General features: G+C 69.9%; 12 protein-coding genes and 1 tRNA gene. 5 read left to right on the plus strand and 8 right to left on the minus strand.

Annotated elements, in window-relative coordinates:
- Positions 1 to 48: 48 nt before the first annotated feature.
- On the plus strand, positions 49 to 1,059 hold the full coding sequence (locus ACX1D1_RS01425; RefSeq protein ID WP_459055628.1) for a LacI family DNA-binding transcriptional regulator: 1,011 nt from the start codon (positions 49 to 51) through the stop codon (positions 1,057 to 1,059).
- 253 nt (positions 1,060 to 1,312) lie between these two features.
- Here the strand turns inward: ACX1D1_RS01425 and ACX1D1_RS01430 are convergent, their stop codons facing one another.
- The 3 genes from ACX1D1_RS01430 to ACX1D1_RS01440 form a co-directional block, all read right to left on the minus strand.
- Positions 1,313 to 2,239, minus strand: a complete 927-nt coding sequence (locus ACX1D1_RS01430; protein ID WP_459055629.1) for an SGNH/GDSL hydrolase family protein — start codon at positions 2,237 to 2,239, stop codon at positions 1,313 to 1,315.
- Between the two features lie 165 nt (positions 2,240 to 2,404).
- Positions 2,405 to 3,220, minus strand: coding sequence for a maleylpyruvate isomerase family mycothiol-dependent enzyme (locus tag ACX1D1_RS01435; RefSeq protein WP_459055630.1), 816 nt, complete (start codon positions 3,218 to 3,220; stop codon positions 2,405 to 2,407).
- On the minus strand, positions 3,204 to 3,866 hold the full coding sequence (locus ACX1D1_RS01440; protein WP_459055631.1) for a TetR/AcrR family transcriptional regulator: 663 nt from the start codon (positions 3,864 to 3,866) through the stop codon (positions 3,204 to 3,206). The genes ACX1D1_RS01435 and ACX1D1_RS01440 overlap by 17 nt, the downstream gene beginning before the upstream one ends.
- 119 nt (positions 3,867 to 3,985) lie before the next feature.
- On the opposite strand from ACX1D1_RS01440, the gene ACX1D1_RS01445 reads away from it, so the two are divergent.
- Positions 3,986 to 5,026: a sodium:calcium antiporter gene (locus tag ACX1D1_RS01445; RefSeq protein ID WP_459055632.1), complete on the plus strand. Its 1,041-nt coding sequence runs from the start codon at positions 3,986 to 3,988 to the stop codon at positions 5,024 to 5,026.
- Positions 5,027 to 5,214: 188 nt separating this feature from the next.
- On the plus strand, positions 5,215 to 6,228 hold the full coding sequence (locus ACX1D1_RS01450) for a serine hydrolase domain-containing protein (protein ID WP_459055633.1): 1,014 nt from the start codon (positions 5,215 to 5,217) through the stop codon (positions 6,226 to 6,228).
- 8 nt (positions 6,229 to 6,236) lie between these two features.
- Here the strand turns inward: ACX1D1_RS01450 and ACX1D1_RS01455 are convergent, their stop codons facing one another.
- The 5 genes from ACX1D1_RS01455 to ACX1D1_RS01475 form a co-directional block, all read right to left on the minus strand.
- The gene (locus ACX1D1_RS01455; protein WP_459055634.1) at positions 6,237 to 6,917 is read right to left on the minus strand and encodes a HEAT repeat domain-containing protein; all 681 of its coding nucleotides are present in this window, start codon (positions 6,915 to 6,917) and stop codon (positions 6,237 to 6,239) included.
- 52 nt (positions 6,918 to 6,969) lie between these two features.
- Positions 6,970 to 7,046, minus strand: a tRNA-Ile gene (locus ACX1D1_RS01460).
- A gap of 58 nt (positions 7,047 to 7,104) precedes the next feature.
- Complete coding sequence (locus tag ACX1D1_RS01465) at positions 7,105 to 7,995, minus strand: phosphoribulokinase (RefSeq protein WP_459055635.1); 891 nt, start codon at positions 7,993 to 7,995, stop codon at positions 7,105 to 7,107.
- A 12-nt stretch (positions 7,996 to 8,007) separates the two neighbouring features.
- Complete coding sequence (locus ACX1D1_RS01470) at positions 8,008 to 9,075, minus strand: class 1 fructose-bisphosphatase (RefSeq protein WP_459055636.1); 1,068 nt, start codon at positions 9,073 to 9,075, stop codon at positions 8,008 to 8,010.
- 11 nt (positions 9,076 to 9,086) lie between these two features.
- Positions 9,087 to 10,490, minus strand: a complete 1,404-nt coding sequence (locus tag ACX1D1_RS01475; RefSeq protein ID WP_459055637.1) for a ribulose-bisphosphate carboxylase — start codon at positions 10,488 to 10,490, stop codon at positions 9,087 to 9,089.
- Between the two features lie 248 nt (positions 10,491 to 10,738).
- On the opposite strand from ACX1D1_RS01475, the gene ACX1D1_RS01480 reads away from it, so the two are divergent.
- Both ACX1D1_RS01480 and ACX1D1_RS01485 read left to right on the plus strand, forming a co-directional pair.
- Positions 10,739 to 12,928 carry a sensor histidine kinase gene (locus ACX1D1_RS01480; RefSeq protein WP_459055638.1) on the plus strand — a complete coding sequence of 730 codons (2,190 nt, stop codon included), beginning with the start codon at positions 10,739 to 10,741 and terminating at the stop codon, positions 12,926 to 12,928.
- Positions 12,925 to 13,557, plus strand: coding sequence for a response regulator (locus ACX1D1_RS01485; protein ID WP_459055639.1), 633 nt, complete (start codon positions 12,925 to 12,927; stop codon positions 13,555 to 13,557). The genes ACX1D1_RS01480 and ACX1D1_RS01485 overlap by 4 nt, the downstream gene beginning before the upstream one ends.
- Positions 13,558 to 13,563: the final 6 nt, after the last annotated feature.

The raw sequence follows: 13,563 nt of genomic DNA on the forward strand, positions 1-13,563 counted from the left end.
CCTGTCAATGGCTGCGTTACCCTCGGTCATCGTGGAAGGAGGTGCGCCATGTCACCTCGTCGACGGCCCTCCCGGCCGACCATCTACGACGTCGCCCGCGAGGCTGGCGTGTCCAAGTCGCTGGTGTCGCTCGTGCTCAACGATTCGCCCCTGGTGGCCGAGGCCAAGCGGCACGCGGTCCAGGAGGCCATCGCCAAGCTCGGGTACCGCCGGAGCCAGGCCGCCTCCGCGCTCGCGGCGGACCGGACGCGCACCGTCGGCCTCGTCATCGACGACTTCCAGAACCCCTCGTTCGTCGAGCTGCTGCGGGGCCTCCGCGCCGCGGTGGGACCGCAGGGGTTCCACGTGGCCATCCGGGAGCACTACCGTGAAGGCGACGATTTCGTCTCGGCTATCGATGGCTTCCTCGACAGCCAGGTGGACGCGCTGGTGATCGCGGCCGAACCGGGGCGCGACCTTCCCGCGCTCGGCGTCCCGACGGTCCTCGAGGGCACGCGACTGCACCGCGTCGACGGGGCCGACATCGTCGAGAGCGACCAGCGCCTCGGCGTCCAGCAACTCATGGGGCACCTGCGCTCGGTGGGACATCGTCGGATCGGCCACGTGACCGGCGCCGGTGGCGCGGCGGCGGTCCGTCTGGAGGCGTACCTGGAAGCGATGGCTGAGGTGGGTGAGGCGCCCCGGTTCGCCGGCCGGTCCAACGAGACGAACGAGGACGGCGGGTACGCGGGGGCGGTGGAGCTGGTCCGCCGTCATCCGGACGTGACGGCCGTCTTCGCCGCAAACGACACTATGGCCCTCGGTGCCAGGGCCGCACTGAGGGAGGCGGGGCGTGAGGTGCCCCGCGACGTCGCACTGATCGGTTACGACAACTCACATCTGGCGCGGAGCCGGTTCCTCGACCTCACCACGGTGGACAGCCACGCCTACGACGCCGGCGTCGCATGCGGGGAGGCGATCCTCAGGCGACTCGCGGAGCCTGACCTGCCCCCCGCGGCGGTGGTGGTCCCGAGCACCCTCGTGGTTCGTTCCTCGTCGGTCACGGTCCCCCGTTCCTGAAACCTCAGGTGGGCCTTGACCCCGGAAATCCCAGTGGCACTTCTGGTATCGACTACGCGACCAGATCCGCCGCCTTTGACTGGCAAGACTCGCGTCGGCAACGTGGAGCGCTCCGTGCCGGATGCGACGGCCGGACGCCGCTCCGGAATCGACGCGCCCGAACCCGTCCTGCGGTGGAGGGCAGGTAGGACGACGACGCCCCGGCCAGCCAGCGGTGAGCTGGCGGGCCGGGGCGGTGGTTGATCGGTGTGGGTCAGTCCTTCTGGGACTTCGGGATCTTCACGTTGCCGCGCGTGGTGTCACTCGAGGTCAATCCGCCGGTGGTCACGGTGATGGTGGTCCCGGTGGAGGTGCCGCCCAACTCAGCAACAACACCCGGCTTGTACCCCTCCAGGTAGCCGGATGCGTTCGGGTGGAAGGACTGATACGAGCTCAACAGTGAGGCGTTGTGGATCCACGCGGGACTATCGCATACAGCGTGGCCCACGAAAGCCGTGCTCACGTCCGAGTACTCGATGGCCGCCGTCGCTGCGGCCCGCTCGATAACACCAGCCAAACTGACAGCTCCAGCGTTCAAGGCGGTCACCTCCCCGGCCGTGAAGTTGGTGAAAGGGTAGCAGTTCGGTGTGGCAGGGCTCAGGAGCTGCGGATAGGAGGTCGCAACGATAGTGGCGTTTGGAGCCTTCTTCTTCGCCGCAGCGAACACTGCACTCAGCTTGGCCGGCAGCTCGTTCTCCGCCTTCGACACAGCACCCTGGACTGCGGTCTGACAAGCCGATTCACTTGTCCCCAGGCACGTACTCACAACCGAGGAGAAGCCGACGTCGTTGCCGCCAACCGTGATCGTCACGTACTTGGTGGTGCTGTTGAGCTTCTTGCTGGGGATCTGGAGGCTGATGACATCGGCCGTAGTGGCTCCTGAGCACGCTTGGAGATCCAGCGCATAACCCTTCTCGGCCGCGATCAGCCCGGGGTATCCCTTGAGGGACCGGTAGCACGTACCGGAAAGATAGCTGCCTGCACCGACCCCGGCCGCGTAGCTGTCGCCGAGAGCTACATACACGGGCTGAGTGGTGGTGGGCGGCCGCTTGGGTGCGGCATCGGCCGTAACGGTGAATGAAAGTGAGACGACCAGCGTCGCCAGCGCGGCCAGAATGCTACGGATCCCCCTGCGGTTCATGGCGTCAAGCTATACCCGCCACACCGTCGCGGCAACGGATATCTCATGGAGCGCTTCCCGTGGTCGCGCCAGGATTTTCACGAAACGCCGTCCCACCGCCACCTCAACGCCCACGGGGACGTCGAGGGCCGGATCCGACGGCGTGTCGTGCCCGGAAGAGGGCGGTCAGAAGGGGACCCGGGCAGCCTCGAGGGCTGGGCGGACGGCGTCGGGCACGCCGTCGAACAGCCCAGCCGCGACACTCCTGCCAGACAGGTGCCGCATGAACTCCACCGCAGGCAAGACCGCCTCCGCGCCGCCCGGGGAACCCAGCGTCCAGACCCCACCCTCCGGGCCGGTGAGCCGCAATTCCACGCCGGGCCCGGTCCAGCCGAGGCCGAGGTCGCGGATGACCTGCTCCACCACCTCCGCGTCCGTGGGGTCCGACACCGGCTCCTTCCCCACCGCCCGGCCGATGTCGTGGCGGTGCAGCCAGGTGCTGCGGGTGAGGATGGTGTCGACGAACGATCCGATCGTGGTGTGCGACGGCAGTGCGGCGTCGTTCGTCAGCCGACGGCGCATCCAGCCGGGGGTGTCGCGGCCCGACATGGCCCGCCGTCGAAGCAGCTCCAGCAGCTCAGCTGTGGAGAGGGAGTGGTGCCTGTCGATGCCCACCTCGTTGGCGGCGTCCAGGGAGCTGCGACCGCGGTAGCGGAACCGCCCGATCTGAGCGTCGACGAGGAACAGCAGCGGGTTGCCCGGGAACCGTGCCGCTGAGGCGACGTGGCCAACCATGTCGCGCACCGTCCAGGCGGGGCACTCGGTGACGGTGTCCCACTGCTCCGGGGTGAGGTCGCGCACCTCGTCGATCAGGCGCAGATGCTGGGCCCGGCCCACGCGAAGGCCGTCGCCGGGGCCGGGGAGCGGGATGTCGATGGCACGCATGGTCTGATCCTTCGTCGAGGGGTGGCCGGAGGCGGTGGTGCTAGTGGTGGCTCGCATGGCAGGTCCTATCGGGGAGATGGGCGGTGATCAGCGCCCGCACGAGCGCTGGGAAGTGCCGGGAGGCGGTGCCGTCCTCGTAGGCGACGCCGGGCTCGTTGGACAGCTGACGGACGATCACCCCCGTGGCGGCGTTGGCCAGGTTCTGGGACAGCTCGTCGAGGTCGACGGTGGGGTTGAGCAGGCCGAGGTCGCGGAAGCCGCGCAGGTCGTCGCCGAGCATCGTGAACAGAGCCACCGACGGCGCATACGCCTCGGGGCTCGGCTCCCAGGCGGGGACGGGGCGGGTCATCATGAGATGGCTGAGCTCGGCGTTCTCCAGGGCCCAGCGGACGAAGGTCCCCTCCAACTCGATGGCGCGGCTGACCGGGTCGGTCTCGGTGGTCGCGGGCCCGAGCCTGTCGCGGTGGCTGGCGACGGTGTCGTGGCACGCCTGCCATCCCCGGCGGAAGAGCTCGTCGTAGAGGGCGTTTTTGGAGTCAAAGTAGGTGTAGAGCGACGGGGTGCGCACGCCGAGTCGTCGGGCCACTTCCCCCAGCGACAGCCCCCCGACCCCATGTTCGCCCATCAGCCGGACGGCGATCGCGACGATCTCGTCGCGGGTCTCGCCGTGCCGCCGTTGCCGACGCTCCGTGCTCGTATCCATGAATCCTCCTTATGCCAAAAGGTATCCCTAATAGGATTAGGACACAAGAGGGCTCATTCTTCCGGACGCTGCGGCGCTCTGGGAGTAGCGTCAACCCCACACAGAGACGTGGGTGCACCGTGTCCGACCTTGTCGCCGTTCTGGCCTTCGTGGCCTGTGCCGCCGCGATCTTCTTCGCCGGCGGACGGCTGTCGCGCTACGGCGAGCGCATCGCCCAGCTGAGCGGCTGGGGCAGCGCGTGGGTGGGCCTGATCCTCATGGCATCGGTCACGTCCCTGCCCGAGCTCGTCGTCGGCGTCAGCTCGTCGGCCCTGGTCGGGTCGGCCGACCTGGCCGTAGGCGACGTTCTCGGCAGCTGCGCCATCAACCTCCTCATCCTGGCCAGCCTGGACGCCTTCGTGCCGGCCCGCCGGAGGCTCTTCGCCCTCGCCTCCCCGTCGCATGTCATGGCGGCCGCTCTCGGGATCGTGCTCCTCGCCACCGTCGGCGTCGGACTGCTGGTCGACGACTCGCTGCCGCTCACACCCTGGATCGGGCTCTCATCGCTGGTGTTCCTCTTCCTGTACCTGGGTTCGGTGCGGCTCATCTTCCGCAACGGGCGAGGCCTCCCCCCGGACCCCAGCGTTCAGCCACCGCTCGACGAGAACCTCTCCCCCGGCGACGCCGTCACGGCAGGGCTCGGACTACGTCAGGTCGCCGCCCGCTACTCACTCCATGCCGGGATCGTCGTCGTGGCAGCCATCCTGCTGCCGCCCGCGGCCGAAGCGATCGCCCGGATGTCGGGATTGGAGGAGTCCTTCGTCGGAACCGTCTTCGTGGCGCTGTCGACGTCGCTGCCAGAGCTGGCCGTCTCCCTGGCAGCGATTCGGATGGGCGCAATCGACCTGGCGGTCGGCAACATCCTCGGCTCGAACCTGTTCAACATCCTCATCCTGGCGATCGACGACGTGGCCTACACCGACGGGCTCCTACTCGCCGACGCTTCACCGAGCCACCTCTTCACGGTGTTGACCACCATCGCGATGTCGGCGATCGCAATCATCGGGCTGACCTACCCGTCGGCACGCGGCAAGCGGTTCCTGCTGGCGGGCGACGCGGCGCTGATGCTCGTCGTCTACGCCGGAAATGCCGCAATACTGCTGACCATCTCCCCGCACTAGTGGTCAGCACAGTTGCCCATGACCCGGTCAAGGATGCCGCCGGCGCCCGGCCCCACCACCGCGGGGCAGGGCTCGGCGCCGGCACCGTGACGTTCGTGTCTCCTCGCGGGCGATCGGCTCGATCACCCCCGGCGGCGCGTTACCTGGCGGACAATCGATACTCACACCGCACTCCCCAGGGGGCAGACATGCAGGTCGATCCACACGCCCTCGACGACGCCGTCGCCAAGAATGCGTTCACTGGGGTCATCACCATAGACGTGGCAGGCCGGCGCGTCCTCGAGCGCTGCGAAGGGTTCATGCACCGCGCCTTCAGCGTGCCGATGGTGCCCCAGGCCAGAATCGCCGTCGCCAGCGGCAGCAAGACGTTCACCGCGCTGGCGGTGATGCGCCTCGTCGAGGACGGCGCGCTCCGGCTCGACCAGCCGGTTCGAGAGATCCTGGGCGAGGACCTTCCGCTCATCGACGACGCCGTCACGGTCGAGCACCTCCTCACCCACACATCGGGGATCGGTGACTACCTGGACGAGGACGGGGACTGGGAGGTCGACGATTTCATCCTCACCCTCCCTGTCCACACGCTCACCACAGCCGAGGCGTTCCTGCCGATGCTTGAGGGCCACCCGACGAAGTTTGCTCCCGGAGAGCGGTTCGCCTACTGCAACGGCGGCTACATGGTGCTCGCGATCCTGCTGGAACGAGTCACGGGAGAGGTGTACCACGACGTGGTGAGCCGGCTGGTCTACGAGCCGGCCGGTCTGCAAGCCACCGGGTCTCTCCCCCTCAACGCACTCCCCGCCGACGCCGCGCTCGGCTACCTCGCCAACGACGGAGACCTCGTCAACACGCTCCACCTGCCCATCCTCGGCAACGGCGACGGCGGAGCGTTCACCACCGCCGACGACCTGCACCGCTTCTGGCTGGCCCTGCTGGAGGGTCGCATCGTCTCGCGCGACACCGTCGAGCAGATGATCCGGCCCCGCCACGACGTGCCGGACGAGGGCATGCGCTACGGCATGGGGTTCTGGCTGCACCGGACAGGTCCGGCGCTGGTGATGGAGGGCTACGACGCCGGCGCCTCGTTCCGCTCGACCCACATCCCCGCCAGCCGGACGACGGTGACCGTGCTGGGCAACAGCTCCGAGGGGGCTTGGCCGGTGATCTCAGCGCTCGCCGCCGCGATCGACGGCGAGCTCTCCTGAGCGAGCTGTCAGGCAAGGGCCTTGGCCTTCAGCTGGTCGAACTCGGCGGGGATCTGCACCCGACCGGAGTTCCCCCGCGACAACGTCAGCACCCGCTCGACGGCTCCCTCGGTGAGCAACGCATCGCCGAGGTGGACCAGCAGCGTGGCGATGCCGCCCGTATCGCCCTGCCCGGCTTGGAGGGTGCCGTCGATGTCGGCGTGGAGGTAGAGCTGGGCGACGGTGAGGCCGCGCCGCTCGGCGCCGGGCCTCGGTTCGTCGACATCCTCGGGATCGTCAGGCGTCAGGCCCCACGCCTCGAGGGTGAGCTCGGCGAGGGTGCCGGTGAAACCGCCGACGGCGGCCATGGCCTCGAGCGCGGGCACGGCCTCGGGTATCCGAGGCGCACAGGACAAGGCCCAGGCGGCGTGCTCACGCAGGTGCGGCGATGGGGAGGAGAGGAGCGGCACCAGCAGGCCTGCGGCCGTGGCCGCCCCTGCAGCGGCGGCGGCGTGCACCGCGGCGATGGCGGTGAGGTCGTCACCAGCGGCCCCGATGGCATCCCGGAGAGGCTCGGCCGCTGCGGACCCGTCGAGGCGGGCGGCTGCGGTGAGGGCATCCATCAGGTCCAGCGCTGCGAGCAGCGTGGGAGCGCGACGGACTGCCTCAAGGATTTCCAGGGTGCTGCCCGCGGGGGGACTTATGCGCACACGCTAGCGGGTGCCGCGTCCTCGGGACCAGCGTGGTGAACGCTTCTCCATTTGGTGGGCCTAACTGGACTTGAACCAGTGACCTCTGCCTTATCAGGGCAGCGCTCTAACCGTCTGAGCTATAGGCCCGTTCACCGACGCGTAACTCTAGCGCACCGCTCGCCGGGGCAGCAAACAGACCCCCGGCTCAGCCGACGGCGCGGGCCCTCGCCTTCCTGCTCGCCTCGACCAGCCGCCAGATCAGCGGCGTGAAGATCAGCTGCATGGCCAGGTGCATCTTCCCGCCGGGCACGACGATGCTGTTGGCCCGCGACATGAACGAGCCGTCGATCATCGACAGCAGGTAGGGGAAGTCGATGCCGCGCGGGTCCGCGAAGCGGATCACCACCATCGACTCGTCCAGCGTCGGGATCCACCCGGCGATGAACGGGTTGGACGTGTCCACCACCGGCACCCGCTGGAAGTTGATGTGGGTGTTGGAGAACTGCGGGCAGATGTAGTGCACGTAGTCGGGCATCCGGTTGAGGATGGTGTCGGTGACCGCCTCCGTCGAGTAGCCGCGGGTGTTCCGGTCGCGGTGCAGCTTCTGGATCCACTCGAGGTTGATGATCGGCACCACCCCGATCCGCAGGTCGACGTGCCGGGCGACGTCGACGGTGTCGGTGCGCACCGCGCCGTGCAGGCCCTCGTAGTACAGGAGGTCGGTGCCGCCCGGGAGGTCCTCCCAGGGGGTGAAGGTGCCTGGGGGTCGCCCGTAGATCCGGGCCTCCTCGTCGTCGTGCACGTACTGGCGCACCCGTCCGGTGCCTGTGCGGCCGTACTCCGCGAACAGCTGCTCGAGTTCGAGGAAGAGGTTCGCCTCCGGCCCGAAGTGGCTGGGCGCGATCTCGCCGGTCTCGAGGGCAGCGGCGTAGACCGCCTTCATCTCCGCCCGGTCGTAGCGGTGGAACGAGTCGCCGTGGATCACCGACGACGTAATGGACTCCCGGGCGAAGATCTGCGCGAACGTGTCGGTGACGGTGGTGGTGCCCGCCCCCGAGGAGCCGGTGATGGCGACGACTGGATGCTGATCGGACATGGCTTCCGTCTCCTAAGGCTCGATGAACAGGGTGCGGCTGTGGAACAGCGGGTACGACGAGCCTTCGTCGAGCCCCTGCTCGTGTTCCCGGTAGTACCGCTCGACTCGCGCCACCTCGTCGGCGGCGCCGAAGTAGATGGGCCCGCGCTGGGTGAGGGAGGTGGGCACCACGTCGAGGACCCGCTGGGCGCCGGTGGTTGCCGCGCCGCCCGCCTGCTCCGCCAGGAGCGCCAGCGGGGCCGCGTTGTGCATCAGCGGCACCCCCCAGAGGGCGCCACGGCGGCCGGTGTCGGGCGCCATGAACATCCCGCCGTGGACGAGGATGCGGAACGCCCCGATCACGGCGGACGCGTTCCAGCGCATCTTGAAGTCACGCCCGCGCGGCCCCTCGGCCCCGCGGAGGCACTCGTCGACGTACCGCTTCGTGTGCGCCGGCCAGTGCATGGCCTCTGAGGGGTTGATGGCGAAGCTGTCCGACCGGCTCGGGATGGTCATGCCCCGGTCGGTCAGCACGAAGTTGCCGACGTCGCGGTCCAGGGTGAAGCCGTCCACCCCTCGCCCCGTCGTGAGCACCAGCAGCGTGCTGGGCCCGTACAGCCCGAGCCCGGCTGCCACCTGCCTGGAGCCCGGCTGCAGGAAGTCGGCCTCGGTGCAGGGCGCGTCGACCTCTGCGCGCTCCAGGATGGAGAACGCCAGCCCCGCCGTCTGGTTCTCGCACAGGTTGATCGACCCGTGCAGGGCCTCGAAGACCAGGAGGTACCGGGCGCGCGGCGAGCTGGAGATCGGGTGAATGCTCGGGTCCCCCGCCACCGACACGGCGGCCAGCTGCTCGATTCCGGCGGCCTGCTCGAGCAGGATCCGGGTGGCGAGCCGGCGCAGCCCCCGATGGAGTTGGGCGTGATCCCCCTGGCCATCGTCAGCGACGGCGCCCAGCGACAGCTGGCCACGGCTCACCATGGCCGCGGTGAGCTTCACCGACACCGCCACGGCGCTCAGGATGTGGGCATAATCGTGGGCCGGGGCATCGTCGCGCTCGTCGTGGAGGTCCAGGAGGTACTGGGTCAAGGTCCGCGGCGCCATGACAGTCCCCCTCAGGGGGTGGCGACGGAGGGGGCGGGTCCACTCGCGACGCCCAGAGCCTGGCGCCATCCGGGGCAGAGGAGGTCCGCGTCGGCCGGGAACGACTCGAAGGCCCGCGCGAACTCGCGATGCTCCTTGGCCCACTCGACGGGGTCGGCGCCGGCCCCCCAGCACTCGTGCGCCTGCCGGAGCGACCTGCCGCCCGCGGCGGCGCCGTCGAGGTGGCCGTACGCGCCGCCGCCCGCGGTGTTGATGACGTTGGCGTGGCCGAGGTTGGCGAAGAAGCCCGGCAGCCGCAGCGCGTTCATGCCCCCGGAGACGATCGGGGTGGTGGGGCGCATCCCGTGCCACTCCTGGAAGTACGCGGGGCCCTGGTACTCGTCGCGTTCGCAGATGTAGGCGATGGCGCGGTCGTCGCGGGCGCCCTCCATCTTCCCGTAGCCCATGGTGCCGACGTGGATGCCAGACGCGCCCTGGAGCCTGGCCATCTTGGCCAGCACGTAGGCGGTGTATCCGCGCTTGGAGCTGGGCGAGGTGACGGCGCCGTGACCGGCGCGGTGGTAGTGGAGGTACTGGCGGGAGAAGTACCGGCGCGCGGTCGTCACGGCGCTCGGGCCGCCCACGTAGCCGTCGACGAGGAAGGCGACCTTGTCCGCGTCAGGCCCGAAGGCCTCGAGGATGAACTCCCCGCGGGCGATCATCTCGGAGTGGTCGTCGGCCGTGATGTTGGCGCTGAACAGCTTGGCCTCGCCGGTCTCGTCCATCGCCCGCTTCATCGCGTCGTAGACCAGCGGGATGGTCTTCCGCATGGGCGAGAACACCTGGTTGCCCTGCGGCTCGTCGTTCTTGATGAAGTCCCCGCCCAGCCAGAACTCGTAGGCGGCCTGGGCGAAGGGCTCGGGGCGCAGCCCCAGCTTCGGCTTGATGATGGTGCCGGCGATGTAGCCGCCGTCGGTGACCGGCCGGCCGAGGATCCGCCACAGGTCAGCGATGCCCATGGCCGGCCCGTCGAACAGGTTGATCGCGGCGCGCGGCACGTAGAAGTCGTACATCTTCGCGTAGGCGATGTCGCCCATCCCCTGGTTGTTGCCGATCGTCAGGGTGAGGAACGAGACCATCATCATCCGGCCGTCGATGATGTTGCGGTCGAAGAGGTCCAGCGGATACGCGATCCGCATCTCCTCGCTCGCCTCGTCGACGTGATAGACGATCGCGTCGAAGCTCTTGGTGAAGTCGTCGGTGGTGGACACCTCGACGTTGGTGCCCGTCGAGGACTCGGCGGCGAAGTGCGCGGCGGCCTCGAGGTAGGAGCCGGACTTCGGCTTCATGGTGTAGGCGCACAGGATGTGCTGGCCTCCGGCGATGAGGTCTTCCTCGCGAAGGCTGAGATCGGCGTAACGGGCAGTTTGGTCCACGATGACTCCTCGAAGGAACGGGTCGAGCTTCGGTGCTTCCGCCTGCGGTGTGCTTCACGGTAAGCCCCTACATCACGTAGTACGTCGGTGGCGACGCGTAGGTGCGTGTTCTCCCCTGCACGCGTGCACAGATGGGCAGAGCGCCCGGGGGTCCGGGCCGCGACCGCCGCCGGGGAGCTGTGCTCGCCGGGCCTCTGGTCACGGGGTGGGCGTTCTGGGACGATGACCTGAACGGGGAGGAGACTCCGGTGTCGCCGCCAGCCCAAGGCCCGCAGTGGGACGCCCTAGTGGGCGCGCTTCTGGCCTGCCTCGCTGCCGTGGCGTTCGTGGGTTTCCGGCTGGTGATCCCCGCGGAGTGCGCCTGGCTCACCCCGCAGGTGAACGCGTTCAGCCCCGAAGGCGTCCTCCCCCAGGTGCACCTGGGATGCCCGCTCCCGGAGGGAAGCCTGGTCAGCGATGTGCAGGTTGTCGACGGCCGCGCCGACGTCACGGTGGAGCCGGGGCTGCGGAGCGTGCCGCTCGACCTCGCGGCCCAGGCGGGTTCGCTCGCGCTCCAGGGCTGGCGCGCGGGCGGGACCTTGCTGTTCGTGACCACCCTGTTCGCCCTGAGCGGGCTCGCCATCAGCCGGAGACCGCTGGACCCGGCGGCCGGGTCCAGCCTGGTCTTCGCAGCAGCCCTCTTCGGGAGCACCGTCGTCACGGTGGCGGGACTGCCGCCGTCGTGGGCCTTCACGGGGATGCTGCGCTGGCTGTTCGTGCTCAACGTCGGGTTCTTCTACACCCTCGCGTGGAGCGGGATGGTGGCCTGGGCGCTGCAGTTTCCGGCGCCCTTGGCCCCCTGGCTACAGGGGGTCCAGGCGCGGGTACTGATCACCTGGGCGCCGCCCCTGTTATGGGCGTCCCTCGCCGCCGTCGTCGGAGCCGGGACCTCGTTCCCCGGCTGGATGGCGGGCGCCATTGCCCTGCAGACCGCCTTCACCGTCGTCGGGCTGTCCCTGTCGCTGGGCGTGCTCACGCTGCGGCTGCTGCGCGCCCGGGTCCCGGGCGGGGACCCGGTCCAACGTCAACAGCTGCTGTGGTTGGGCGGGTCGGCGATCGTCTCGGGGCTGCTGGCGCTGGCGTTCTGGATCGTCCCGTCGCTCCTCACCGGCCGGTCGCTGCTGCCCGACGAGCTGATCGGCCTCCCCGGCCTGTTCTACGTCGCGGGGATGAGCATCGCGATGCTGCGCTACCGCCTCTTCGATCTGGACGTCGTCCTCGGACGGACCCTGGTCTACGCCGCGCTCACAGTTGTCGCGGTGAGCGTGTACCTCCTCACCGTCGCCGTGCTGACCTCCCTGGTCGCCGACCAGCCCACCGGCGTGGCCGTGGCGGGCGCGGTGGCCGTGGCGATCCTGGTCAATCCCGTGCGGGTGTGGTTGGAGCGCTGGGTGAGCAGGGGCCTCTACGGCGATCGGGACGATCCCTACGTGGCGCTGGCCCGGCTGGCGGGCCTGCTCGGTGCGCGCGAGGTGTCGTGGCGCGAGGTCGCCGCCGACCTCCGCCGGGCGTTGCGGGTGCCCTACGTGTCGGTGCTGGCGGAGCAGGGCGCGCTGGCCGAGGCCGGCATCTGCCCGGACGACGAGGCCCGGCTTCGCGTCACACCGCTGGTGCACGCCGACGTCACGCTGGGCAGCCTCGTCGTGGCCACGCGTGGTCGCGGGGGCGGCTTCGCACCGGCCGAGCGCCGGCTGCTCCAGGACCTCGGCAATCAGGTGGCCTCGGCGCTGCACGAGGAGGGGCTCGACCGGGAGGTCCGAGCCTCCAGGCAGCGTCTGATCCTGGCCCGCGAGGACGAGCGGCGGATGCTCCGGCGGACCCTGCACGACGATGTCGGCCCGACCATCGCGTCCATCCCCCTGCGCGCCGAAACAGTCCGGCGTCTGATGGCGCCCCAGGCGACCGAGGCGGTGGAGGAGCTCCTCGACCGGATCGGGCGCGACGCCACCCGTGCAGCCGACGCGGTGCGCCACCTCGCCTACGACCTCCGCCCGCCCGCACTCGACGACCTGGGACTGGCCTCGGCCCTCGAGGAGCTGGCCGCCGGCCTGGCGCCGCTGGCGGTGCACCTCGACACCGGCGGCATCGGCTCGCCGGGCGCGTCGCTGCCACCCGCCGTCGAGGTCGCGACCTACCGGATCGTGTCCTCGGCGTTGGCCAACGCCGCCCGCCACGCCCGGGCTCAGGCGTGCTGGGTGACACTCCGCCGCGTCGATGGGGCGCTCGAGATCGAGGTGGCCGACGACGGCGTCGGCCCCCCTGCCGACCTCCACGCCGGGGTCGGGATCACCGGGATGCGCGAGCGGGCCGCCGAGCTCGGTGGAGCATGCACCGTCGAGCCGCGCCCCGACGGTGGCACGCTGCTGCGCGCCGTCCTGCCCATGGCGGGGCAGCCATGACGGCCCACTCCTTCAACGTCCTCGTCGTGGACGACCATCCGCTCTACCGTGAGGGGCTGGTCGGCCTGCTGGCGACGACGGACGACCTGGTGGTCGTCGGCCAGGCCGCCGACGGGCTGGAGGCCGTCCGGCTGGCAGCCGAGCTCTCGCCGGACGTCGTGGTGATGGACATCACCATGCCCGGACTCGACGGGATCGAGGCGACGCGGCAGATCGTCTCGAGGGCACCCCAGGTGCGCGTGCTGATCCTGAGCATGCTGGACGACGCCAGCGTCGCCGACGCCGTCGCGGCGGGCGCGCGCGGCTACGTGGTGAAGTCCGCCACCCCCGACGCGACCCTGGCCGCGATCCGCTCGGTCGCCCAGGGCGACATCATCTTCTCGGCCGCGCTGGCGACGCGCCTCACGGCGATGGTCACGGGGGGCCGGGCGCCGTTCGTCGAGCTGACGACGCGGGAGCGGGAGGCGCTTGCGCTGGTCGCCAAGGGCTGGGACAACCCCCGTATCGCCCGGCAGCTGGGAATCGCCGACAAGACGGTCCGCAATCTTGTCTCCATCGTCCTGGTCAAGCTGCAGGTGGCCGATCGCGCGTCGGCGATCGAGAAGGCGAAGCGCGCAGGGTTGGGCTGAGCCTGC

It is taken from the genome of Tessaracoccus luoxuelianae (assembly GCF_054483915.1).

Coding starts and splice junctions, on each gene's coding strand:
- ACX1D1_RS01435 (WP_459055630.1), bottom strand. CDS start 3,220: ATGCGAGCCACCACTAGCACCACCGCCTCCGGCCACCCCTCGACGAAG.
- ACX1D1_RS01450 (WP_459055633.1), top strand. CDS start 5,215: ATGCAGGTCGATCCACACGCCCTCGACGACGCCGTCGCCAAGAATGCG.
- ACX1D1_RS01485 (WP_459055639.1), top strand. CDS start 12,925: ATGACGGCCCACTCCTTCAACGTCCTCGTCGTGGACGACCATCCGCTC.
- ACX1D1_RS01470 (WP_459055636.1), bottom strand. CDS start 9,075: ATGGCGCCGCGGACCTTGACCCAGTACCTCCTGGACCTCCACGACGAG.
- ACX1D1_RS01465 (WP_459055635.1), bottom strand. CDS start 7,995: ATGTCCGATCAGCATCCAGTCGTCGCCATCACCGGCTCCTCGGGGGCG.
- ACX1D1_RS01425 (WP_459055628.1), top strand. CDS start 49: ATGTCACCTCGTCGACGGCCCTCCCGGCCGACCATCTACGACGTCGCC.
- ACX1D1_RS01440 (WP_459055631.1), bottom strand. CDS start 3,866: ATGGATACGAGCACGGAGCGTCGGCAACGGCGGCACGGCGAGACCCGC.
- ACX1D1_RS01430 (WP_459055629.1), bottom strand. CDS start 2,239: ATGAACCGCAGGGGGATCCGTAGCATTCTGGCCGCGCTGGCGACGCTG.